Source organism: uncultured Methylophaga sp. (assembly GCF_947259025.1).
In the GTDB taxonomy this organism is placed as follows: Bacteria; Pseudomonadota; Gammaproteobacteria; order Nitrosococcales; family Methylophagaceae; genus Methylophaga.
In genome coordinates this window covers 65,290-89,178 of sequence record NZ_CAMYKO010000008.1, presented here as the reverse complement: position 1 = coordinate 89,178, position 23,889 = coordinate 65,290, and the positions used below count along the sequence as shown (strand labels likewise).

Genomic DNA, 23,889 nt, shown 5'->3' with positions numbered 1-23,889 from the left:
GCCGGTGATGTTGTTATCGATACTATCGGTTTCAAGCACCAGATCGTCTTGATTAACAGCAACCGGCGCTGAATCACCACTGCTATCACCAGCATCAATGGTTATTGATTCACCGTTCGCCAGCGTCACGGTAATCGCATTGTTAGTGGTAACCGGATTGTTATCACCATCAACCAGGCTGGCAGTGTAGGTAATGCTACCGCCATCTTCGCTTGTGGAACTAGTTGCGCTCAGAACCACGGTGACATCATCAATAGTGTCATTGACTGTCACGGTCGAGGTATCCAAGGTATCCAGCGATGAGTAATTTCCGCCATCGGTACCGGTGACACTGAGAGTGATGGTTTCACCGTCGATGTATGGATCATCACCTTGCACCGGGAACGGTGTCGATGCACCGCTTGTTTCACCGACATCAATAGTAATGGTCGCCCCGTTGTTCAGCGTAATAACCAACGGGCTTCCTGTCACCGCGTTTTCAACACTACCGGTAATGGTCGCTGTACCGTCACCTTCATTGACAGTGACATCGCCCAGCGTCACCACATCAGACACCAAAGGCTCAAGCAGCGTGACTGTAGCAGGCTCACTGACTTCACCATCGGGATCAACCAGGGTGTATTCAAACTCATCACCACCGTCAGCATCCTGAGCAGGTGTATAGGTGTAGCTACCATCTAGGTTAATGACCAGCGTACCGTTTTCGAGACCGATCACGGTGTTATCAGCGGTTACCTCGGTTTCGACACCATTCACGATGACTGAGTTGATCGACAGGTTAATGACAGGCGTATCGTTGTCATAATCACGACCTGTTTCAGCACCGCCATTATCATCGTCATCAGTGATGATATTGCCACTGGTTTCACCATCTACCTGGTAGGTGTTATCTGCAGCAACAGGGGCAATGGCATCCAACTCGCCTTGTTCAGGCTCAGACTGGCCATTAACGGTCAGCGTGGCTGAGTCACTGTCACCATCGGCATCAGTGATTTCATAGGTGAACTGATCCTGATACTGGTTCGACTCGGTGCCAAATACGTCATAAGAAGTGATATTGACAAAGAAGTCTGAGTCATCAGCACCATCGCTGCCATCGTTGCTGTAAGGCACACCTTCAAACACCAGGGTGCTGAATGCGCCAATATCGCTGATGGTAAAAGACCCTTCGTTATCGCTGGAGTAGTTGACAGTTGTATCACCAGCGTATGGGTCTGACGCATCGTTATCACTGACGATACCGCTATCGATACGGTTACCATCAGCATCAAACGCATGCCAGCGCATCGCTTCGCCACCGTTCTCGTTATTGAACAGGTTCGAGAACTGAACTGTGGCAGAAGTGACATCACCGGTAAATTTGAATGCCAGTGCTTCGCTTTGGCTACCAGACTGGTTCACTTGCTCAGGCACAGAGGTGTTGGCACCTGACGTACCGGCAACACCAAAGCCTTGCGTGTTACCGCCGCTGGTCACAGTACCGTTGCCAGAATCGCTGAACTTGCCATCAGCATCCAGGAACGACTCACCCAGATTGAAGGCCGTCATGTTACTGTCGGTCGCAACCCAGCCTTCCACTGTTTCGGTGTTCTGTGGCACGTTTTCTGAGTTGACGTTGTACTCATAACTACCGTCAGCGTGCAGAGTCAGGGTACCAAAGTCACCATCAATGTCGACTGAACCTTCTGATGGCACGTCATAGGTGGTGTTACCGAATGTGACTGAGGTGACACTGCCAGGGCCATCGGCGCCAAAGCTGTCTGCACCAGATTCGCCATCTGTGCTAGCTGCAGTGAGTACGTTACCTTCAGCCAGACCATCAACAACAGAGTCTGCATCATCAACAGCAACCGGACCATCATCTTCAAAGGCAAACAGAACACCGAGGTCCAGGCTGGCATCAGCACTGTCGCCATCGGCATCAGTGACTGTGGCACCCAGTGAAATAGCACCGGCATTGATGGTTGCCGGAGAGTTGGCTTCATCCGGGTCAGTCGCATCATCATGTTCAACGGCACGAAGCTGTGTCAGGGTCACTTCACCGTCACTGTCGACGGTCACGGTAAAGACCACCTGATCCGAGCCATCGTTGATATAGCCTTCGACTTCACCATCGACAACGCGCAGCAGAACTTCTTCACCGCTTTGCGTATCAATCAGACCGGTGTTGACGTCGGTATCAACGGACAGACCGTAATCAACATCACCTTCACCGTCTGCACCAAAGTCAGCAGTGAAGCTGCCAGACAGGTTCAGCGTTGCTGTTGCATTGCTTGGGTCGCCGTTGCCGATATCAGTTTCATCGACAGTGATAGCACCCAGCTGGCTGATGCTGACATTGATGTTGACGTCATTGAAGTCGTTGTCACCGCCAATGATGTCTTCCCAGTTTTGATTGCCGGCTGCAGCGTTATCTTCCACAGCTTGAGCACCGTCTTGATTTAGGGCTGCATCATTGAACAGGACATTGGTACCTTGTCCAGTTAATGGTTCGCCATCCAGCACAACCTGCCAGTTGCCGTCACCATCCTGTTCGAAAGTGACTGCATCACCATTATTCAGGTCATTGAGATCATCACCATCAGGGATGATAAAGAAGCCGATATCGGATGGGTCAGTGACTTCAACCGTGACTTCACCAGACTCATTATCTTTAACATTCGCCCAGATAATTTCACCGCTGACCGGCTCACCGTTTTCACCCTTGATAAAGTAACCATAGGTGTTGTTGTAGCCGGCATCACCGCCCTCATTGGCAATCGTCAGCAGGTATGGCTGTGCAGGTTGCTGCGCTTCGATGGCTGGGGCGTCATCTTCAAAGTTGAAGTTAACACCACCCAGATCCAGGGTTGCTTCAGCACTATCCTGGTCAGCATCAGTGATGGTTTTGACCAACGTCAGCAGCTCGGCATCCAGCACCATTGACTGACTGTCATCAGGGTTAGTGGTGTCGGCGTGCCAGATATTTTCCAGCTGAGTCAGAGTGACTTCGCCATCGTCATTAACACTGATAGTGAAGTAATCCACACCACCAGCAGAACCGACGATTTGATTGCCGTCCTGATTCAAGAGGATTTCTTCCCCCTGACCAAAGCCATCACCATCGGTGCTGGATGTGTCTGCGTTATCAACAACAAACAGTCCAGAGCCCACGTCCACACCATTCAGGTTCAGTGCGTAGCTCTCGCTGTCTGTGCCTGCAGGGCCGTCAGCACCGAACCCACCGGTGAAGAAGCCACTGAAGTCATAAGATGCGGTTGTTGAAGCACCGGCCTCACCGCTTCCATCAGCCAGCGCAGATTCATCGACGGTCAGGTTGGCAACCGCATTCAGGCTGATGTTATCAATGAAAGCACCCAGGGTGTTTTCTGAACCAACACCTTCAAAGCTCAATGTTTGTGCACTGTTGGTATCCAGACCAGTGAAGCTCAGGGTGATAGTGGTCCAGCCTCCTGCGCTGCTTGATTGAGAGGCAGAAACGCCGCTTGGCAGCGTACCGAAATCAATCACACCGCTACCATCAACGTTAATAGTCACTTCCTGACCACCCAGTGAGACTGTCATGTCACTGCCATCGACATCACTTGGACGTGGCTGGAAGTCAAAGCTCAGAGTCGCGTCAGCAGTAGGCAAGTCAACTTCGGTAGACAGTTTGGTCAGTGTTGAACCACCGTCACCGTTGCTGTCATGCGCGTCCAGTTCAGCATGGACATCGCCATCTGAAGCACTGGCACCACCGACATTACCGGATTGAATTTCAATACCGGCGCCGTTAACCGTCCACTCGATACCGTTGTTACCAATGATGGTACCGCCGCCTTCACCGACAACAGTCCAGTTATTACCAGACAGGTCTGGCGCAAAGTCTTCAAAAGACTCGGTCAGCAGATTCAGTTGCTGGCTGGTGACAACCGGTGTGTCATCATCGATCAGCAGTGTCAGGTAACCATCAGCCGTATCGCCGTCACCATCGGTTACAGTGAAGCCCAGTGTAAACGCGGCTTCATTTTCATTGTCACCAGGGGTGTGCAATACGTTGCTGGTCTGGGTGTAGTTGTAATCACCGGTATTGGCATCCAGCGTGATCTCAGCCACTTCCACCGGCACACCATTTTGCATCTGGGTGATGATCAGTGAACCATCACCATTCACGCTAAAGCTGATGCCAGCAGTTGCATCATCGACAGAGCTGTTATCTACGTTCCAGGCAACCGTACCGCCATCAGCGCCTGCAGAGAATTGCAGCGTTTTGCTCTGGTTGTACTCTTTGCTGTCTGTACCAGCACCATCGTTTGTGTTGCTGCCTTCACCCGGGTTGCCATTGAGGCCATCTACCGTGTCATCATCGCTGATGATACGCATGGTGTTGACTTCATAAGGTTCTACAGTCGGCGTGTCGTCATCAACATTGATTTGCAGTGACCCGGTAGCTGTGTCGTCATCATTATCAGTGACCAGGTAACCGACGTTGAACAACTGATTGTTTTCATCGTTGTTACCATCATCCTGGTGCTTGATTGGCGCGTTCTGGGTCACTGAGTACTCACCAGTTTCTGGATTCAGACTCAGTGTGAGAACTGTTTCACTGCCTTGTTTAATAAGCAGGTCGTCACCGCTGGCTTCGTAGGTGAAACCACTTGGCGCACCTGATGTTTGCCAGCTGATGCTGCCGCCATCAGCACCGAAGCTGTGCGACAGTGTGCCAGTGACATTCACAGCATTAGCATCATCCCCGGTACCACCAGGGTTGCCGCCTGCCAGTGCATCATCATCAAGACCCACAACGGCGTTTTCAGCAACCTCTGGTGAGTCATCGATAATTTTAATGAACAAGTCGTTGTTCAGGGTGATGGCATCGCCATCGAAGTCTTCCGCAATCACCACACCAGACAGGTCAATAACCAGCGGGTTTTCTTCAACATAGCTCTCAGGGTGATCCAGTGGACCCATCAGCGTGAAGATGTAATCACCGTTGCTTGACAGCGTCAGGGTGAATACGGGTGTTTGACCTGCTGATGCCGTCAGGGTGTCACCGTCCAGTTGATAGGTGACAGGGACATCATTTGAGGTCAGGTTTTGTGCAATCAGAGAGGTGTAATCACCAGACAGTGAGAACGTGGCATCATCATCGGCACCTACGGATACCTGATCCTGCAGCGAACCTGTCGCAACAGCAGTATCAGGCCAGCCGTCCAGCGGAATACCAAAGAATGAACCATCGTTTTCTTCCTGATTACCTGCTGGTAAAGCTTCTTCTTCAACGATGCCGAGATCAGGGCCACCGGCGTATTCAGGTACATCATCGGTGACGTCGATAGTGAAGCCGGAATCCAGCGTAATGGTGTCAAGGTCACTGTCTGTTGCCTGAATCACTGAAGACAGGTCGAGTGGCAGATTGTTTTCACCATCACCAGTAGCATGGTCCAGTTGATCATAAAGACTGAAAGTGAAGTCACCGTTGTCATCCAGTTCGAGCGTAAATACCGCACGGCCGTCTGCAGAGGCAACCAGCGTATCGCCGTTTACTTCAAAGCTCAGCTCATCACCCTTAGAGGTCAGGTTCTGACCTTCAAGCGCAGCAAAATCATTACCCAGGCTGAAGGTGCCGTTTTCATCTGCACCGAAACTGACCAGAGTAGCAACGGAGCCTGATGTAGTCGCAGGGCCGCCACCATTGAAAATATTGAAAAAGTCAGTGGTGTAACCGAAGACAGTGACCGGCTCACCGGTGTAAGAGCCATCGCTGTCATTATCGAATGAGTCATTACCAGAAGAGTTGTCAGTCTGGATATCATCTTCATCCACAGTAACGCTGACGCTCTCTCCTGTCGCAACAGGCATGTCATCAACGATCTTGATATAAAAGTCATTATCCAGCGTGATGGTGTCGCCATCAAAGTCAGTCGCTTCAATAATTGAAGAGAAGTTAATAACCTCAAGGTTTTCACCCTGGCCAGCGTCATGATCAAGGGCACCAGTCAGCGTAAAGACGTAATCACCTTCACTGTTAAGCGTCAGCGTGAATACTTCACCAGCCTCCGTAGAAGCTGTCAGGGTATCCCCGTTGACCTCATAACTGACTGGCAGACCATTTGATGTGAGCTCAGGCAGACCTGACAGATCCGCAGCAAATGCAAAGGTCACATTTTCATCTGCACCGACGGATACCTGATCCTGCAGTGAGCCTGTCGCGACAGCAGTGTCAGGCCAGCCATCAACAGGATAGCCGAAGATGGAGCCGTCATTTTCTTCTTGATTACCCGCAGGCAGCGCTTCTTCCTCAACAATACCAATATCTGGCAACACGCCAGCTTGTTCAGGAATGTCGTCAGTAACATCAATCACAAAGCCATTTTCAAGCGTGATGGTATCGTTATCACTGTCAGTGGCCTGAATCACTGATGACAAATCCAGTGGCAGGTTGTTTTCGCCGTTACCCGCGGCATGATCGATCTGATCGTAGAGGCTGAAGGTAAAGTCACCATTATCAGCCAGTTCCAGGGTAAAGACGGCGCGACCATCAGCAGAAGCAATCAGCGTATCGCCGTTCACTTCAAAGCTCAGTTCATCACCTTTTGAGGTCAGACCCTGACCTTCAAGTGCCGCAAAATTATCACCCAGACTGAAAGTGCCTGTTTCATCAGCACCAAAGCTAACCAGAGAAGACACTGAGCCAGTCGTAGTTGCAGGACCACCGCCATTGAAGATATTGAAAAAGTCAGTGGTGTAGCCAAAGATGGTGACTGGCTCACCGGTGTAAGAACCATCATCTGCATTGTCAAATGGGTCATTACCTGTTGAGTTATCGGTGACGATATCGTCTTCATCGACACTGACATTCACAGTTTCGCCAGTGGCCACTGGAATATCATCCTGGATAGAGATAGACAGCATGCCGGCATCATCTTCAGTGATGATGAGTTGGTCGCCATCAAAGTCACGGATTTGCAGCAGTTGAGTAAAGTCGATGCTGTCAACAGAACCGTTTGGTTCTCCGTTTTCGTCCAGCGTGATCAAGCTGAAGTTTTCTTCTGCAGTCTCGCCAGCAACATGATCCAGCTGGTCGTTCAGGTCAAATGTCCATTGGCCATCAGAATCAATGGTTAAGGTAAAGACTTCACGAGCATCGTCACCTTCGCCAGCGGTAGCGACCAGAACTGAGTCACTACCATCCATCATGACGCTGTAGCTGACGGCTTCGCCTTTCGATGACAGCGTTGGCAGAGAGTCCATACCCGCTTGGAACAATGCTTGCTCAGCTTCATTTTCAGAAGCTTGCAGCAGTCCAAAACTACCGGGGCCATCAGCGCCCATATTGACGACTGTGTTGAGGTTGCCAGAGGTAACATCAGAATTGACCAGACTGTCATTGTCGGAGACGTTTCCAAGTGTATCCCAGCCAGTCAGTGAGCCATCAAAGCCACCATTCACTGGGCTGCCATTCAGGGTCAGGTCTGAAACAGTCAGGCTGGAGTCAACAATCTGATCACCCACGTTCATTTGACCAAATCCGATGCTGATAACACCGTCTGCAGTCACTTCATAAGTAAACGGGTTTGACGCCAGGTCGCCACCATTACTGTCAGCAAGCTCGAAAACTTCACCGTTGATAACAACGAAAGCAAAATCATTGAATGAACCGCCGTCATTGTTATCAAATGACCAGTTGAAGCTGATGATGTCACCCGCTTCAGCATTCAAGGTTGATTTAGATGCAGAGCCATTGGTGGCATTACCGGAACCACCATTGCTATCAACTGCAGGCTCCAGGGCACCGGCTGACAAACCGAGGAAACTCTCAATGTCAGACTGGTCGGCATCACTGCCTCCGGAGGTAACTGTCATAGCGACAGCATTGTTGGGGTTACCTTCAGACAGATCGTCATCGTCAAATGACAGACCATCTTCCGTGACTGTGCCGGTTTGGGTAGCCAGTTGTTCGCCTTCACCTGCGCGAACCGGACTGTCGTCATCAACATCCAGTTGCAGCGTGCCAGTGGTGCTATCACCGTCAGCATCAGTGATGGTGAAACCAAGGTTCAGCAACAGGTTGTCTTCAAATACAAATTCACCGTTGGCGTAATCAGGTTCAGCATGGTCGAATTGACCAAAAATACCCACCAGGAAGCTGCCACCTTCTTCAGTAGGTGTTAGTTGAGCGGTGAAAATGATTTCCGCGAGTTCAGGGTAATCTTCGCCTGGACCTTCACAGCCGTCATAATTAGCTGATTGCAGACTCTTCGCTTGCGCAGTAGGCTGCTCTGACTGGTCGGAATCACCAGCGATGTAACCAATGACAGTCAGGCCATCGGCAGAGACCCAGTATTTAACTTGTTGGCCTTCCGATGTGACAGGGTTGCCGTTGCTGTCAGTCACATCTGAACCGGTAACAGCATTGAAGCTGATAGGGTCATCTTCGTTGGGGCCATCCAGGCCGTAAGCTGCGACAAGGGAACCGCTCAGGAAATAACCATCTGCAGGGTCATCACCCACTTCAGGGCGCTCATCGCCAACACCGTTAGGAGAGTCAAAGGTAAAGGCACTGATGCCCTGACCATTCAGGAAGTTCAGGAATTCGTTACCAGCCGTACCCAAATCCACTGAGCCGCCTTCGACCAGTTCATCTTCATCCAGAGTGACAACGGTCAAACCTGCTGTTGGAACGCCATCCAGCAGTTGTTCATCTTCAACGTCATCAATTTCGCTGTTGACGCCAATAGTTTCGAAACCGGCGTCGGGAGTGACTTCAGGGTTCAGGTAGTCGACAAAGACAGCTTCATGACCTTCGTTACCACCTTCAACACCGGCACCCGCGGCGGTAGCTTCACCGGCTTCTGTGGGGTCTTCGCCTTCAAGTAAGGCCTGCTGGATAGCGGCGACGTCATCGGGGACATCTTCTTCAGAGGCATCCGCCACGGCTGATGAGGGATCGAACACGGCACTGTCGAGCATGGCCTGGGAGCTTCTGCCCAGATCCATGATGCTGCCATCCGCAAATTCAATTTCCACTGCGCCAGCCTGGCCAGTGGAGATAAGCTCGTTGGCATAAACCATATCACCTACTTGCAGGGTTCTGATTGAACCGTCAGCAGCAGTGGCGGTGACTTCACCGGTTAATGTTTTAACAATTCCAATTTGTGTAGCCATTGTTCTCTCCCAGAGTGTTTGTTCCGTAGAACAGGACAGATCCTGTTCATAGTCGGGGTCAATACTGACAAGCTGGAAGAGCGGGGTCTATTGTACTTTAGTACAGTGTTTGAAATTAAATCTGGCGATTGTGTGTGAAGCAGTGAAAATAAGACAATCAAGGTCAGGTTCTGACACTGGGAGTCACTTATTATTAATCAGGCGGGGTTTTCTCTTTGCAGCCAGAGAACTGCTGGCAAGATGATCCATTACGGCAGTCACCAGTTTGCGGGACAGCCAGGCCTCTCCGTCGTGCATCACCCGAACGGCGCGCACGATGGCATGCCGCTGCTCATGCAGCATAAAGCCCTTCGAGCTGAAGCCAGTATTTTCAAGCCGCTGGTAATCAGCATCCTCTGCGGTGATGATCAGCGTTCTAATGGCCGGGTTGAGCATATAGGTGTGCAGGCAGAGGCTGTCTGCATCAATTTTGCCACAGACATCCGAAATCACCAGAATGTCGGGGGTATTGATGGCAATGTCATCAAGCATTTCATCCAGGCTGGCGATAGGAATCCGCTTCAGAAAAATACCCGACTGACTTTCGAGCAGGCTTTTCTCTTTTTCCACATCTGCGCCAATCAAACAAACTTTGATCATGCGTATGTCCTCAACAAGTCGGCGACCAGGCGCCATTGCTGTTCCCAGCCGGTCAATGGTGACTGACGATAGCCGCTGCGCACATATTGCTGCATATTACCTTCAACTATGGCCAGTAGCAGGTTGGCCGTCTCGTTAACAGGGCGGCCACCGGCTTCCGTTAGTGTTAGCTCACGTTCACGCAGAATCTGACGAAACTGGGTTTCCAGCCGATCAAAAAACTGGCTCACCCGCTGTCGCAGCCGCTCGGTTTCCCCGGTCAAAGCCGCACCGACCAGCACACTGCTGATACCCGGGTTTTTGGCACTGAAACCCAGCAGCAAAGTCATGATCTTTTCGATCCGTGACAGCGCGTTTTTGTCTTCTTCGACAATCCGGCGAATGAGACCGAACACCGTATCTTCGGCAAAGCCAATCAGGCCTTCAAACATCCGCGCTTTACTGGGGAAGTGGCGATACAAGGCGGCTTCGGAGACGTTCAGACTGGCAGCCAGTTTGGCGGTTGTAATGCGTTCACCGGGATATTGCTCAAGCTGAGCGGCCAGGGCTTCCAGGATCTGCTGACGCCGAGAACTTTTCGTTTCTGCGCGACTTGCTTGTACGTTGTCGTTCATCGTGCGCCCCCGCGAATCAGGGTACCCACCCCTTCATCAGTAAACATTTCCAGCAACACTGCGTGTTGTACCCGGCCATCTATAATATGAGCGGATGTCACGCCAGCCTGCACGGCATCCAGCGCACAGCCGATTTTGGGTAACATGCCGCCATAAATCACACCCTCATCGACCAAGTCACTGACTTGCTTGGCATTTAAACCGGTTAACAGCCTGCCGTCAGCATCCAGCAGACCGGGTGTATTTGTCAATAAAATCAGTTTCTCGGCCTGCAGCACTTCGGCGATTTTGCCGGCCACCAGATCGGCATTGATATTGTAGGACTCGCCATCCTTACCCACACCAATGGGGGCGATGACCGGAATAAAGTCACTGTGGATCAACATATCGATGACACTGGTATCGATACTGGACACCTTGCCCACATGACCCAGATCAATCACTTCCGAGGCCTGCACGGCAGGATCGTCACTGTCGCGGGAAACATGCAGTTTTTCCGCGTAGATTAAACTGCCGTCTTTGCCGGTGAGGCCCACTGCGCGGCCACCATGGTTGTTCACGAGATTAACGATGCTTTTATTGACCTGGCCACCCAATACCATTTCGACAATATCCATGGTCTCGCGGTCGGTCACCCGCATGCCATCGATAAAGCGGCTTTCCTTGCCGACCCGCTCCAGTAGATCACCGATTTGAGGGCCGCCGCCATGGACGATAACCGGGTTGATGCCCACCGCCTTAAGCAACACCACATCGCGGGCAAAGCTGTTTTTCAGATCTTCATCAACCATGGCATTGCCGCCATATTTAATGACCAGCGTTTTGCCCGAAAAGCGCTGGATGTAGGGCAATGCCTCCGTCAGTACCTGGGCGATATGGGTCGCATTTTGCGTATTAAGACTCATCTGGGTTAAATACCATTAAAAATTAATCCGGGACTGCGGTGACAGCTCCCGCAATGTTTCCTGAAAAGACTGTTTTATTGCTTTCAGCCGCTCCTCGCTACTGGCTTCAAAGCGCAGCGAAATGGCTGGCATTGTATTGGAGGCTCTGATTAAGCCCCAGCCATCTTCAAAGTCGACCCGCACCCCGTCGATTTCGTTGATCGTTGCCGAACTGGCATCGTAGTGTTGGGCAAAGCGGCTAACAATATCATGAACGCCGGCCTGAGGCAGGCGAATAATAATTTCCGGGGTGGAGGCGTTCTCCGGGATAGTGGCGAACAGTTCTGCACTGCTCTGAGCTGACTGTGACAATAATTCCAGCAGGCGACAGGCGGCGTACATGGCATCATCAAAGCCATACCAACGGTCCTTAAAGAAGAAATGGCCAGTCATTTCCCCGGCCAGCATGGCCCCGGTCTGCTGCATCTCGGCTTTAATCACCGAGTGGCCTGCCGGCACCATCAGCGCTTTGCCACCCGCTGCTTCAACGATCTGCTGAATCAGGTTGCTGCACTTGATATCGAATAAAACGGTGGCGCCGTTTTGATGTTCCAGCAATTGCTGTGCGAAGATGCCCAGCACTCGATCAGGCCAAATAATTTTGCCTTGATTATCCACCACGCCCAGCCTGTCCGCGTCGCCATCAACGGCAATGCCAAGATCCGCCTTGCTGGACTTAACCATCTGCTGCAAGGCGACGAGGTTTGCCGGCTGGCCGGGGTCTGGGTGGTGATTGGGGAAACGGCCATCAACATCACAATACAGCTCGATGACCTTGCAGCCCACATTACGCAGCAATTTGGGCAGGAATTTGCCGGCAACGCTGTTGCCGCAGTCGACCACAACCGACAACTGACGGGCCGGTTTGATTTCTTCCTGCACTTTTTGCAGATAGTTCTCGAAAACCTCTGCATCCTGCAGCATGCCCTCACCCTTGGTGAAACGATCATCTTTGATGCGTTGGAAGATGGCGGTAATTTCCTCTCCCAGCAGGGCCTTGCCGTTGATAACCAGTTTCAGACCGTTAAAGTCAGTGGGGTTATGGCTACCGGTAATCATGGCACCGGAACGAACCCCTGTCGCTTCATTGGCAAAATACAGCAGCGGCGTCGGTACCTGTCCCAGGTCCATCACGTTACACCCGGTACTGAGCACACCACGGATAAAGGCCTTGGTTAAGGGCGGACTACTGAGCCTGGCATCGCAGCCTACATTTAAATCTGCATAGCCACTTTCGACCAGAATACTGCCCACAGCACGGCCCAGCTGGCGCATCACGGGTACCGTCAACTGCTCGCCAACAACACCGCGGATATCATATTTCCTGAATATCGCCTGATCCGGCAGCACAGCATCGGATTTAGCGCTTTGTTCGCTCTGCTCGGCCTGTTCGGTCAGTTCAGCAGAAACATCTTGTTCAGCGCTGAGCACTTCATCGGCTTTGGTTTCGTCATCCTGGAGCAGCTCCTGCTCATCATCGATATCAAGATTGAGGGTGAGTTCCTGTTCGCCAGGCTCAGAGTCTAAGGAATCATCCAGATTAAGGGTTTCCTCATGTGTGTTGAAATCGACCATATCAGTATCAGGTCTGGCTTCGTAACGTACTGACTGTGCCGACTCATGGGCTTTCAGACTCTGCTCGCGGGCATCATCGGGACTGACCTGATCGTATTCAATGATGTGGTCCTCAACGACTTTCTCAGCCTCATCGTCATCCTCTGTGAGTGCGTTATCAAAGGACTCGCTGTCAAACTCATCAAACGGTTCCTGTTCCGCTGATTCCGGCGCTTCCGCGCTCTCTTCCACTGTCGGTATCTGCCTCTCTTCCGACTGTACCGGAGCGCTGTCATCAACAGCTTGATCAGTGTCTGGTGACTTGGTTTTGACTGGAGCCTGCTTGCGTTTAGGAATACCAATCTGATGAATGGTCTGACTGATATAGCTCAGTTCAGGGTTGATCAGCGGGTAATAATTACGCATGGTTAATTGCTGCAGATCCGACAACTGTTCTTCCAGCGTGCCACTGTCATGACGCAGAGTTTTGTTGTACCAGAGTTCTCTGAGCAGCCAGAAAATCGCCACCACCAGAATGATGGAGATTAGGAACGGCCAGTTCTTGGTGGATTCCGCAGCGCCAATCCACAGTCTTAATTGCCAGTGACTACCTTTGATGGCCGAGACTTGCACCGGCTCGCCCTGTTTAAGGGCGGCGTTGCCAAATGTCTTGAGTGCTTTGCGTGCTTCTTCACCCTGCACCAGTTCAATGTACACGCTGTCAATGGGATTCTGTTCCATACCGTTGAGTAGCATCTCTGGATTCAGCGCCAGCAGCAACTTGGCCGGTTCTGCACGGTCGGCGCCATCAAGCTGGCTGGCGAGCAGAATGTGACTGGGTTCCGAGGCTTTGTTGATTACCACCAGATCTGATGGCTGCATATTATCCAATGAGCGCATGATATCGAGCGACACGTAAGTCATGGGCATACAATTGGACTCCGGGGTGAGCAAGTCCTGCTCAAACACACAGGCATGCTGCAACCCCGGCACCAGGGTTTTCAGTGTTTGTTGCCATTGACTGATATCGGCTTGCGGGTTGCTCATTAGCGCCTGCGTGCCCTGCCAGCTGCTAATTGCAGTCAGCCAGTCACGGTAGAGTGTTATCTGATCTTCCAGGCGCGACTGTTTGGCCTGTAATAGAGACTGCCCCACCTGTGTCAACTTGGCTTCGTCATTGGCACCATCATTTTGGTACTGGCTCAGAAAGAGCATAAACAGCAGCACTACTGCTATCAGCAACAGAGCTACACTGACAGGCCTAGCACGCAGTCGAATCGCCAGCTTTTCAAAGTGAGTCATGCCCATATACCCTTCCTTTAATTTTGCATCAGTCCCTGCCGGTATGCCCGAAACCGCCGGTGCCGCGCTCTGAGGCGCTAAATTCCTCGACCTGCTCAAAGCCCACCTGGACAACAGGCACAAACACCATCTGTGCGATACGTTCACCGATATTGATCTCAAATGCCTGCTGCCCACGATTCCAACAGGAAACAAAGACCTGGCCCTGGTAATCACTGTCGATCAGGCCCACCAGGTTGCCCAGCACAATGCCATGCTTGTGGCCCAGACCGGAACGCGGTAGCAGCACAGCAGCCAGGCTGGGATCGTCGATATGGATAGCCAGCCCGGTGGGGATTAATGTGGTTTCTCCCGGCTGCAAAGTAATGGCTTCGTCCAGGCAGGCACGCAGATCCAGCCCCGCCGATCCCTCGGTGGCGTAGTTGGGCAGCTCAATGCTGTCACCCAGTCGTGAGTCAAGAATTTTCAGTTGAATTTTTTGCATCGAATTGTCTTATTATCAGAGTCATTAAATCACGTGCCAGCTGCGGTTTCGGCGCTAAAGGCAGTGTCTGACTGCCATCGGCCCAGATCACCTGCAAGGCGTTGTCGTCGGCGGCAAAGCCCTTGCCCTCGCCGACTTCATTGGCGGCGATCATATCCAGCTTTTTGCGCTTCAGTTTGTCACGGGCATAATCGGCAACATGACGGGTTTCTGCAGCAAACCCCACAACAAAGTCCGGTCTATTGTCGCCAGTTGCTACCTCAGAAACAATATCCACTGTTGGTGCCAGTTCCAGCATCAATGTGTCATGAGTGGCTTTTTTGATCTTTTCGCTCTCACTGCTGAGCGGACGAAAATCTGAAACCGCGGCGCAGCTGATAAAAATAGCCTTGCCAGCCACAGAGCGCAGTACCGCCTCACGCATTTGCTCGGCCGTCTCCACATCCACCCGCCGAACACCGCTCGGGGTTGATAAAGCGACTGGCCCGGCAATCAGGGTCACTTCCGCCCCCGCCTGCTGAGCGGCCTGCGCCATAGCAAAGCCCATTTTGCCGGAACTGCGGTTGCCGATAAAACGCACCGGGTCGATTGGCTCATAGGTAGGGCCTGCGGTGATCAAAACATGTCTTCCCTGCAAAAGGCCGGGTACTGCCAGTTGTTTCATCGCCGCGACAATGTCCAGCGGTTCCAGCAGGCGGCCTTCGCCCTGCTCGCCGCAAGCCTGGTCACCACTGCCCGGACCGATAAGCTGCACGCCGCGCTGGCGTAACTGGTTCAGATTATCCTGGGTGGCCGGGTTGGACCACATTTTGTTATTCATTGCCGGTGCCACGGCGATCGGTGCTTCACTCGCCAGACAGAGGGCCATCAACAAGTCATCGGCTCGCCCCTGCACCAGGCGAGCAATCGTGTCAGCACTGGCCGGAGCAATCAGTATCCAGTCTGCCCAACGAGCCAGTGCAATATGGCCCATCGCCGACTCCTGGTCGGCGTCCAGTAACTCAATTGCAACCGGGTGGCCACTGAGACTTTGCAGTGTCAGAGGCGTAATAAACTCAGTGGCGCCCTGCGTCATCACCACCCGGACTTCAACGCCCTCGTCGCGCAGACGCCGGATCAGATCAGCACTTTTATAGGCCGCAATACTGCCACTGACGCCGACCACGATCTGTTTTCCGGCCAGCGGACTGTCACTCATGGCTAATTTTTTCCTGGGCCAGTTGCTTCAGGGTGATATCCCTCACTACTTCGGACTGGGCATCACTGATTGACTGCAATAGCTCCGTCACGCCCTTATCAGCAAGGTTTTTAAGATTGAAGTTGCCGTTCTCTTCCGCCGTGCGCAGACAATGCATAATGGCCGCCACCCGAATCGAATCCAGATCCTGGGCCGGCACATAGCGGGTTTCATCACCGGCCAGTTCAACCAGCAAGCCGCCTTTCTCCAGGCTGGTGAGCAAGTCCTGAAGGGCGTTATTGGTCAGGCCGGTCTGCTCTTCCAGTTGCTGCACGGTCAACGGTGGCTGCTTATTGCAGAATCGTTTGGCAATGACCGCCATCAACCACAGGCCTTCTCTTTCCCGCAGCCTTGGGCTCAGAGTCAGTGGTTTACCGGCCAATTGCACCAGCTTGGGGTGCTGCAGATAAAACGCTACCTGAGAACCGGTCAGCAAAATAAACCAGGCCAGATAGAGCCAGATCATAAAGAAAAACAGTATGGCAAAACTGGAGTAGATCGCCGTGTAATTCGATGATGAGGCCACGAAAGAGGCAAACAGCGTACCGATGGAAATCCACAACACGCCGGCCACGGTGGCGCCGACCAGGGCAGGACTTAGCTTCACCTTGGTATTGGGAATAAATTTATAAAGAAAGGTAAACGCCAGAATAATCATCACGTAAGGCAGCAGTTTGGTACCGACAAAAATCAGCGTGCCGAACGGCTCTATCTGGCGCATTGACTGTACCACTTCATGGTTCAGTACGGTGGCGGCCAGACCCAAGGCAGAAAACACCAGTACCGGGCCAATCATCACCACACTGAGGTAATCGGTAAAACGCCGGGCCAGAGAACGCGAGCGTTTGACCCGCCAGACGAAATTAAAGGCATTTTCGATTTTCTGCACCAGCGCAATAATGGTGTAGAACAACATGGCAATACCGACCGAGCCCAACACGCCGACTTTGACGTTCTGCACAAAGTTGATGATATTGGCGGTAATTTCCGGCCCGCGTTCACCCAGTGGTTCCAAGAGCCCCAACAAAACCGGCTCCATCTGATTGTGAACCCCGAAGGCTTTCAGCACCGAAAATGCCACCGCAATCAGCGGTACCAGCGACAGCAGGGTAGTAAACACCAGGCTCATGGCCCGCAGGTTGAGTTCACCGGTCGCCAGTTCCCTGATCATGATGTAGGTCACACGCAGGAAGTTGAGCCACAGTTTTTTCAGTGGATTGGCTTGCGGCGGGATATCCTGCCAGAGGCCGGTTTCCAGGAAATAACGAAGCTGTTCCAGCTTAGCTTCCACTTGTTTTTGATAATGCTGCATCATACTCGGGCTGTATTCCTTTTAGACCGGGTTATCAATATCAATGAAATGATGACGGATATTAAAGCGCTGCGCCAGTTCCTCGCCGAGTGCCTGAACCCCATAACGTTCGGTCGCGTGATGACCGGCGGCAATATAGTTTATCCCCAACTCCTTTGCCGTATGAAAAGTCGGTTCGGAAATTTCGCCGCTGATAAACGCATCCAGCCCCAGTTCGGCAGCTTGTTGCAAAAAGCCCTGGGCGGCACCGGTACACCAGCCAACCGTATTAATCGGCCGTTCGTGTCCTTTCACCACCAGCGGTTTTCGATTGAGCTTGAGCTCAATATGGCCGGCAAAAGCAGACAATGACTGAGGCGCTGGCAGGCAACCGCAAACACCGATCGCCGGCTCGCCGGTACCGGACATTCTGCCATCAATTTCCAGACCGAGAACCTGTGCCAGTTGCGCGTTATTCCCCAGCAGGGGATGCGCATCCAGCGGCAGGTGGTAGGCAATCAGATTGATATCATTTTCCAGCAGCAGTTTCAGGCGACGCTGTTTCATACCGGTCACGCGCTGATTTTCACCACGCCAGAAATAGCCGTGGTGAACCAGAACAGCATCAGCATCAGCCTCGATCGCGGCTTGCAGGAAAGCCTCACTGGCAGTGACACCGGAAATAACCGTTGATATCTCCTGTCTACCCGCCACCTGTAGTCCGTTGGGACAGTAATCCTGAAACCGGCCCGGCTCCAGCGTCTCGTCGAGATAGGCGAGAAGTTCTGTTCGGGTTATCATCAAACTATTCCTGTCTAAGGTCTCAAGGTTAGTAAGCCGTCACTATAGCAAAAGAAGGAAGACCAGTATGGAAGCCGTCAATATTATTGCGCTCAGTATGGGGGCCGCCTGGGCCAGTGGTATCAATCTGTATGCCACCATATTTATGCTCGGTTACATGGGCCTGACCGGCAATATCGTGCTACCTGAAGAACTGCAGGTGCTGAGCGATCCGCTGGTGATGACCGCGGCCGGCTTTATGTATTGCGTCGAGTTTTTTGCTGATAAAGTCCCCGGCGTCGATTCGGGCTGGGACAGCCTGCACACCTTTATCCGCATCCCCGCCGGTGCCATGCTGGCGGCCAGCGCCGTGGGCGATGTCACTCCTGCAGTAGAACTCAGTGCCGCGCTGGTCGGCGGCTCTCTGGCTGCCGGCAGTCATGCCACTAAAGCCGGCGGGCGCCTGCTGATCAATACCTCACCCGAACCAGTCAGCAACTGGAGCGCCTCTGTGGGTGAGGATCTGCTGGTTATCGCTGGTTTGTGGACCGCGCTTAATCATCCTGTGCTGTTTCTGATTGCGCTGGTGGTGTTCGTGATACTGATGGTTTGGTTACTGCCCCGGCTCTGGCGTCTGCTTAAAGCCATGTTCCGCAGAATTGGCAGTTGGCTGGGCCTGTGTGATCCTGCGCCAGCTGTTGATGGTGACATTAAGCCAACGGTTGATGAGCCTGAAGCGAAACCTCCTTTTGTCGAGCATCATAACGACGCTGAAGACAAGCGAAGCTGAGCTAATCCTTGCGACGGTAAATGGTGCTAAACGGCGTGCGCACCAGTTCAAAGGCATCGCTGTAGCCACTGATAGTTTCCGATGCGCCCAGAAACAGGTAGCCGCCCCGATTGAGTGACTGGGCCATGCGCTGCAAAATATCCTGCTTGCGTTCAGCCGAGAAATAGATCAGCACATTGCGACAGAAAATAATGTCGAACTTGCCCAGCGTGCTGAAGCCCTGTAGCAGGTTCTGTTCACGGAAACTGACCCGGTTTCTGACTTCATCCACCACCCGCCAGCTATCACCCTCATGTCTGAAGAACTGCTTTCGTCGGTCATCCGACAAGCCCCGCCCCAGCGCCACATTTTCATACTGCGCTTGCTTGGCCTGGCTCAGCATGGAGGCGGAAATATCGGTAGCAATAATCTGGCTGGCAGCCAGTCTGGAAGCCGATGTTTTGCGACAGTATTCGCTGAGAATCATGCTGATAGTGTAGGGTTCCTGCCCGGATGAACAGGCCGATGACCAAATCCGCAGTGGACTGCCTCGCAGCTTCTCCATCTCCGGCAACACCACTTGCTGAAGTGTTTCGAACGGCTGGACATCGCGAAACCAAGAGGTTTCATTAGTCGTCATGGCATCAATGACCGCATCACGCAGATGCCGCGGCTGACCTCTCTCAATCGCCCCCATCAATGCCGACAGATTGACAATATTCTCATCGCGCATCAATCGGGTCAGCCGGCTGACAATCAGATACTGCTTGCCTTCACCCAGCAGAATACCGCAGGCTTCTTCCAGAAAGCGCCGAAAGCGCTGGTAATCATAACTACTGATTTCTTGGGTTTGCAGCATGACAGCCCGCGATTAAAAGACAGAAAACATATAGCATTTATCGTCCTGCTAACGAAAACATTAACCCCAAACGCCATAAAAGAGGCAAATACATGTCACCACATAGCCCTCCCCCGCGCTGCAAAAATGTGCTTATTACCGGTTGCTCCAGCGGTATCGGCCTGCGCGCGGCAGAAATATTGCGCGTCAGAGGCTACAACCTTATTACTACGGTCAGAAAGCCGCAAGATAAGGAGCGGCTGGAACAGCAGGGGTTTACTGTCGTGTTACTGGATCTGGCTGATGAACACAGTGTCGCCCGGGCTTTTGATGAAGTTATGCGCTTATTCAATGGCAGACTCGATGGTCTTTTTAATAATGCTGCCTATGGCCAACCGGGCGCGGTCGAGGATCTGAGCAGAGCAGCTTTACGTGAGCAGTTTGAAACCAATGTGCTGGGTACCCAGCAACTCACTAACCTGGCTATTGCCGTTATGCGTCAACAAGGCTTTGGCCGCGTCGTCTACAACAGCTCGGTGCTGGGCCTGGTCTCGTTGGCCTACCGAGGCGCTTATAATGCCAGCAAGTATGCGATCGAAGGGCTCGCAGATACCCTGCGGCTTGAGCTTCAAGGCAGTGGTGTCGATATCAGCCTGATTGAACCCGGCCCCATCACCAGCCGCTTTCGCGCCAATGCTTTTGCCAAATACCAAGAGCACATCAACAAGAACAATAGCGCCCATCAGCCGATCTACCAAGCCATGGAGCAGCGCCTGAAGAAAACCGGCCCGGCAGCGCCATTCACGCTGCCCCCCGATGCGGTGGTCGCCAAGTGCCTGCATGCCTTTGAATCACGCCGTCCCAAGATCCGCTACTATGTGACCTTTCCCACCTATTTGTTTGCCAGTCTTAAAAGGCTGCTGCCGCACCGTGCGCTTGACTGGGTTTTGCGAAAAGTGTCTGATAGTGAAAAACGTCCCGGACGGAGATAGCTGCAAGCCTATGTCTGAGAATCTGTTAAATGGATTTTCCTGATGCCATCGCCTCGTAATAGTCTGCAGCGGCAAACGGCACTCAAGACCTTTTTCAGCGTCTTGATTGCGGGCCTGATGGCGTTGGCGGTATCCAGTTACCTGTTTCACACCCAGATTATCCCGATTCACTCTGATCTCCTGGCCACCCTATTTTATTACTCGGCAGCGGCGCTGGTACTAATTGTCTTCGCTACGCTGCTGGCGATTCAGCATTATCAGGCGCTGGCCCGTCCGCTTGATAACCTGGAGCGCATTACCCATGCACTGCCACTACTCTCAGCCAAAAAATATGATGAAGCCCGACGCGTTTTCGAGACGGTTGAGGGTTACACCCGGCTGCGCGAAATCGGTGAACTGCAGACTGCCTCCATGCAATTGTCCAGCGTGCTGGAACAGCTCGATGACAATGTCAATCAGCGCGCCCGGATGCTGCACGCGGCCAACGAGGAACTGCGGGGCGAGCGTGACTTTGTCAAAAACCTGGTAGACACCGCGCAACTGATTATCCTGACCGTCGATGGCAACTATAAAATCACCATGTTTAATGATTTTGACGTCAAGATCACCGGCTTTGAGGCCAAAGATGTTATTGATGACGATGCCGCCCGCCTATTCCCGGCCGGTAACTGGACCGAAGCCAAGACCCTGTTTAATGAACTCACCGCCGGCAACATCTCCATCGCTCAGCAGGAGTCCGAGCTTATCGACCAGTCTGGCCAGATTCGACAAATCTCCTGGCTGCACTCGCGGCTGGAAAGCAATGCCAACAAAGCCGTTTTGATGTCCGTCGGTCTCGATATGACCGAGAAACGCGAAGCGGAAAAAAGAGTGGTCTGGATGGCAGAGCATGATCCGCTGACGGATTTATGCAATCGCCGTAAATTTATCGAAGAGTTTGAAAAGTCGCTGCGTACTGCCGTGCGCTATACCCACAGCAATGCCCTGTTATTTCTGGATCTGGATCAGTTCAAGGATATCAACGACACCAGCGGCCACAAGGCGGGCGATGAACTGCTGAAACTGGTGGCAAAAACGCTCAAGCGCGAAACCCGCTTTACCGATCTGGTTGCCCGCCTGGGCGGTGACGAATTTGCAGTGTTAATGCCGGAAACCGATCAGAACGGTGCCATCACGCTGGCTAATAAACTGCTCACTGAGCTGGGAAAAATCCAGCTTGAATATGGCACCTTCACCCATAAAGTCACCACCAGCATCGGTATTGTCAGCTTCCCTCTGCATGATGCCACGGTGCATGAATTACTGGGGTTTGCCGATTTGGCGATGTACAAGGCCAAGTCCGCCGGCAAGGCCACGTATCATGTTTTCTCTGCCGATGATCAGACCCGTGAACAACTGGAAACCCGGGTGTTCTGGAAACACAAAATCGAGGAAGCGCTGGAGAACAACCTGTTTGTGCTGCATTACCAGCCCATCCTCAATATTGAAAGTAATGCCATTCAGCATTATGAAGTGCTGATACGTATGCGTGACCGCTACAGCGACGAAGTACGCATGCCCGGCAAGTTTATAGAAATTGCTGAAGAAGTCGGCCTGATCCAGAGCATCGATCACTTTGTGATCCGGCAGGCCATCCGCCGTCTCAGTGAGCTGCAAAAGGCGGGAAAGCAAGTGAAATTTGCTATTAACCTGTCGGGCTCGGTTGTCGATGCCCCGGTCCTGCTGCCGCTGCTGAAAAAGCTGATCAAAAAATTCGAGGTTGACCCGGCCGGACTGATTTTCGAGGTCACTGAAACCGCCGCGGTCTCCAACCTGCATCAGGCCAAGCTGATGATGACGGCCATCAAGGCACTCGGCTGTCAGTTTGCTTTGGATGACTTTGGTGTGGGCTTTGCCTCATTCAACTATATGCGTCAGTTGCCGATTGATGTGATCAAAATCGACGGTATCTTTATCAAGGATCTGGATAAAAATGCTGACGATCAGTTGTTTGTCAAAGCACTGATCGATGTGGCCAAGGGCCTGGGTAAAAGGACCATCGCTGAATTTGTCGAAAACAAGGATATTCTGACGCTGCTACGCCAGTACGGTGTCGATTATGCCCAGGGCTATTACATCGGCCGCCCGGAACCCAGCATTGCCGAGGACTCAGCCTGGACATCTTCCGAACAACAGGCTTATATCACTATCGCTGACAGCGAAGAAAAATATTCCGCGTCATAATCGTGCAAGCACCGGCACGCAGCTCTCAAATTGGTGCAACTTCCCTCTCCACGCCACATACAATTTTACTAAGCATCTGTATTTAAACAAATAATTAATTTGGCATAGTATATGCCAATTATCTCAGAGCAGTGTCTTATTGTCTTATCTTTACTGTTGATGGGAGAACCTGATGTCTTATGTAAAACCCAATGAATTCGTGAAAACCATGGTGGATGCCGGTGAGTCCAAGCTGTTTATGGCGCCGCGGGATGTCCTGCTTCGCGCCTTTATGGCCGGTGCCATTCTGGCTATCGCTGTAGCCCTCGCCGTGACCGCCGCCGTGCAAACCGGCTACCCGATTGTCGGCGCCATCATTTTCCCGGTCGGCTTCTGTATTCTGAATCTGCTGGGATTTGACCTTTTAACCGGCGTGTTCGCTCTGGTACCGCTGGCCTTATTCGATAAACGGCCGGGCGCCTCAATGTCAGGCATGTTTAAAAACTGGGGTCTGGTGGCGTTGGGTAACCTGCTGGGTGCCTTGTTCTCCGCTACCCTGATTGCCATTTCTTTTACCATGGCGTTTTCCACTGAGCCGACCGCTGTCGGTAAAGCCTTTGCCGGTGCTGCCGAAGCCCGCACATTAGGCTTTGCTGAATACGGTGCGGCCGGCTGGTTCACCGTATTCGTTAAAGGCATTTTGTGTAACTGGATGGTCTCTATCGGTGTGGTCGGTGCCATGTATTCCAAAACCGTAGGCGGCAAGGTCATCGCCATGTGGATGCCAATCCTGATTTTCTTTGGCCTGGTATTCGAGCACGCCGTGGTCAATATGTACCTGTTCCCGCTGGGCATGATGATGGGCGCGCCTATCACTGTCGGTGACTGGTTATTCTGGAATGAAATCCCGGTCATTCTGGGCAACCTGGTCGGTGGTCTGTTGCTGACCGGTAGTGTGCTCTACGCCACTCACCTGAGACCTGGTGCGACCCGTACCCCTAAAGTCAAAGCCACTGAAGCAGAAGCGGCTAAAGCTTAATTTCCGATTTTTTCACCCTCTGCCGGCGCTGATCATCAGCGCCGGTTTCTCTCGCAT

At 52.4% G+C, this 23,889-nt stretch carries 14 protein-coding genes; 4 read left to right on the top strand and 10 right to left on the bottom strand.

Annotation, left to right across the window (positions count from 1 at the left end; all coding sequences use genetic code 11):
* The 9 genes from Q0X64_RS13320 to Q0X64_RS13280 all read right to left on the bottom strand — a co-directional run.
* The coding region (locus Q0X64_RS13320) for a retention module-containing protein (protein WP_297814084.1) at positions 1-9,147 on the bottom strand (9,147 nt) is incomplete at its 3' end.
* Between the two features lie 183 nt (positions 9,148-9,330).
* Positions 9,331-9,786: a hypothetical protein gene (locus tag Q0X64_RS13315; RefSeq protein WP_297814082.1), complete on the bottom strand. Its 456-nt coding sequence runs from the start codon at positions 9,784-9,786 to the stop codon at positions 9,331-9,333.
* Positions 9,783-10,400 carry a nucleoid occlusion factor SlmA gene (slmA, locus tag Q0X64_RS13310; RefSeq protein ID WP_297814080.1) on the bottom strand — a complete coding sequence of 206 codons (618 nt, stop codon included), beginning with the start codon at positions 10,398-10,400 and terminating at the stop codon, positions 9,783-9,785. The genes Q0X64_RS13315 and slmA overlap by 4 nt, the downstream gene beginning before the upstream one ends.
* Positions 10,397-11,305: an acetylglutamate kinase gene (gene argB / locus Q0X64_RS13305; protein WP_297814078.1), complete on the bottom strand. Its 909-nt coding sequence runs from the start codon at positions 11,303-11,305 to the stop codon at positions 10,397-10,399. The genes slmA and argB overlap by 4 nt, the downstream gene beginning before the upstream one ends.
* Positions 11,306-11,320: 15 nt before the next feature.
* Positions 11,321-14,206, bottom strand: a complete 2,886-nt coding sequence (locus Q0X64_RS13300) for a hypothetical protein (RefSeq protein WP_297814076.1) — start codon at positions 14,204-14,206, stop codon at positions 11,321-11,323.
* Positions 14,207-14,228: 22 nt separating this feature from the next.
* The gene (gene dut, locus Q0X64_RS13295) at positions 14,229-14,684 is read right to left on the bottom strand and encodes a dUTP diphosphatase (RefSeq protein WP_297814074.1); all 456 of its coding nucleotides are present in this window, start codon (positions 14,682-14,684) and stop codon (positions 14,229-14,231) included.
* Positions 14,656-15,882: a bifunctional phosphopantothenoylcysteine decarboxylase/phosphopantothenate--cysteine ligase CoaBC gene (gene coaBC / locus Q0X64_RS13290; protein WP_297814072.1), complete on the bottom strand. Its 1,227-nt coding sequence runs from the start codon at positions 15,880-15,882 to the stop codon at positions 14,656-14,658. Before coaBC ends, dut begins: the two co-directional genes overlap by 29 nt.
* Positions 15,875-17,236 (bottom strand): YihY/virulence factor BrkB family protein, encoded by a 1,362-nt coding sequence (locus Q0X64_RS13285; protein WP_297814071.1) that lies wholly within the window; start codon positions 17,234-17,236, stop codon positions 15,875-15,877. Before Q0X64_RS13285 ends, coaBC begins: the two co-directional genes overlap by 8 nt.
* Before the next feature lie 18 nt (positions 17,237-17,254).
* Complete coding sequence (locus Q0X64_RS13280) at positions 17,255-18,013, bottom strand: Nif3-like dinuclear metal center hexameric protein (protein WP_297814070.1); 759 nt, start codon at positions 18,011-18,013, stop codon at positions 17,255-17,257.
* 67 nt (positions 18,014-18,080) lie between these two features.
* Between Q0X64_RS13280 and Q0X64_RS13275 the strand changes: the two genes are divergently transcribed.
* Positions 18,081-18,782, top strand: a complete 702-nt coding sequence (locus Q0X64_RS13275; protein WP_297814068.1) for a DUF4126 domain-containing protein — start codon at positions 18,081-18,083, stop codon at positions 18,780-18,782.
* A gap of 1 nt (position 18,783) precedes the next feature.
* On the opposite strand, the gene Q0X64_RS13270 is transcribed toward Q0X64_RS13275, so the two are convergent.
* Positions 18,784-19,620, bottom strand: coding sequence for a protein-glutamate O-methyltransferase CheR (locus Q0X64_RS13270; protein ID WP_297814066.1), 837 nt, complete (start codon positions 19,618-19,620; stop codon positions 18,784-18,786).
* A gap of 92 nt (positions 19,621-19,712) precedes the next feature.
* On the opposite strand from Q0X64_RS13270, the gene Q0X64_RS13265 reads away from it, so the two are divergent.
* The 3 genes from Q0X64_RS13265 to Q0X64_RS13255 all read left to right on the top strand — a co-directional run bounded on the left by Q0X64_RS13265 (position 19,713) and on the right by Q0X64_RS13255 (position 23,832).
* Positions 19,713-20,591 carry an SDR family NAD(P)-dependent oxidoreductase gene (locus Q0X64_RS13265; protein WP_297814064.1) on the top strand — a complete coding sequence of 293 codons (879 nt, stop codon included), beginning with the start codon at positions 19,713-19,715 and terminating at the stop codon, positions 20,589-20,591.
* Between the two features lie 42 nt (positions 20,592-20,633).
* The gene (locus tag Q0X64_RS13260) at positions 20,634-22,814 is read left to right on the top strand and encodes an EAL domain-containing protein (protein ID WP_297814062.1); all 2,181 of its coding nucleotides are present in this window, start codon (positions 20,634-20,636) and stop codon (positions 22,812-22,814) included.
* A 172-nt stretch (positions 22,815-22,986) separates the two neighbouring features.
* Positions 22,987-23,832 (top strand): formate/nitrite transporter family protein, encoded by an 846-nt coding sequence (locus Q0X64_RS13255; RefSeq protein WP_297814060.1) that lies wholly within the window; start codon positions 22,987-22,989, stop codon positions 23,830-23,832.
* Positions 23,833-23,889 lie beyond the last annotated feature (57 nt).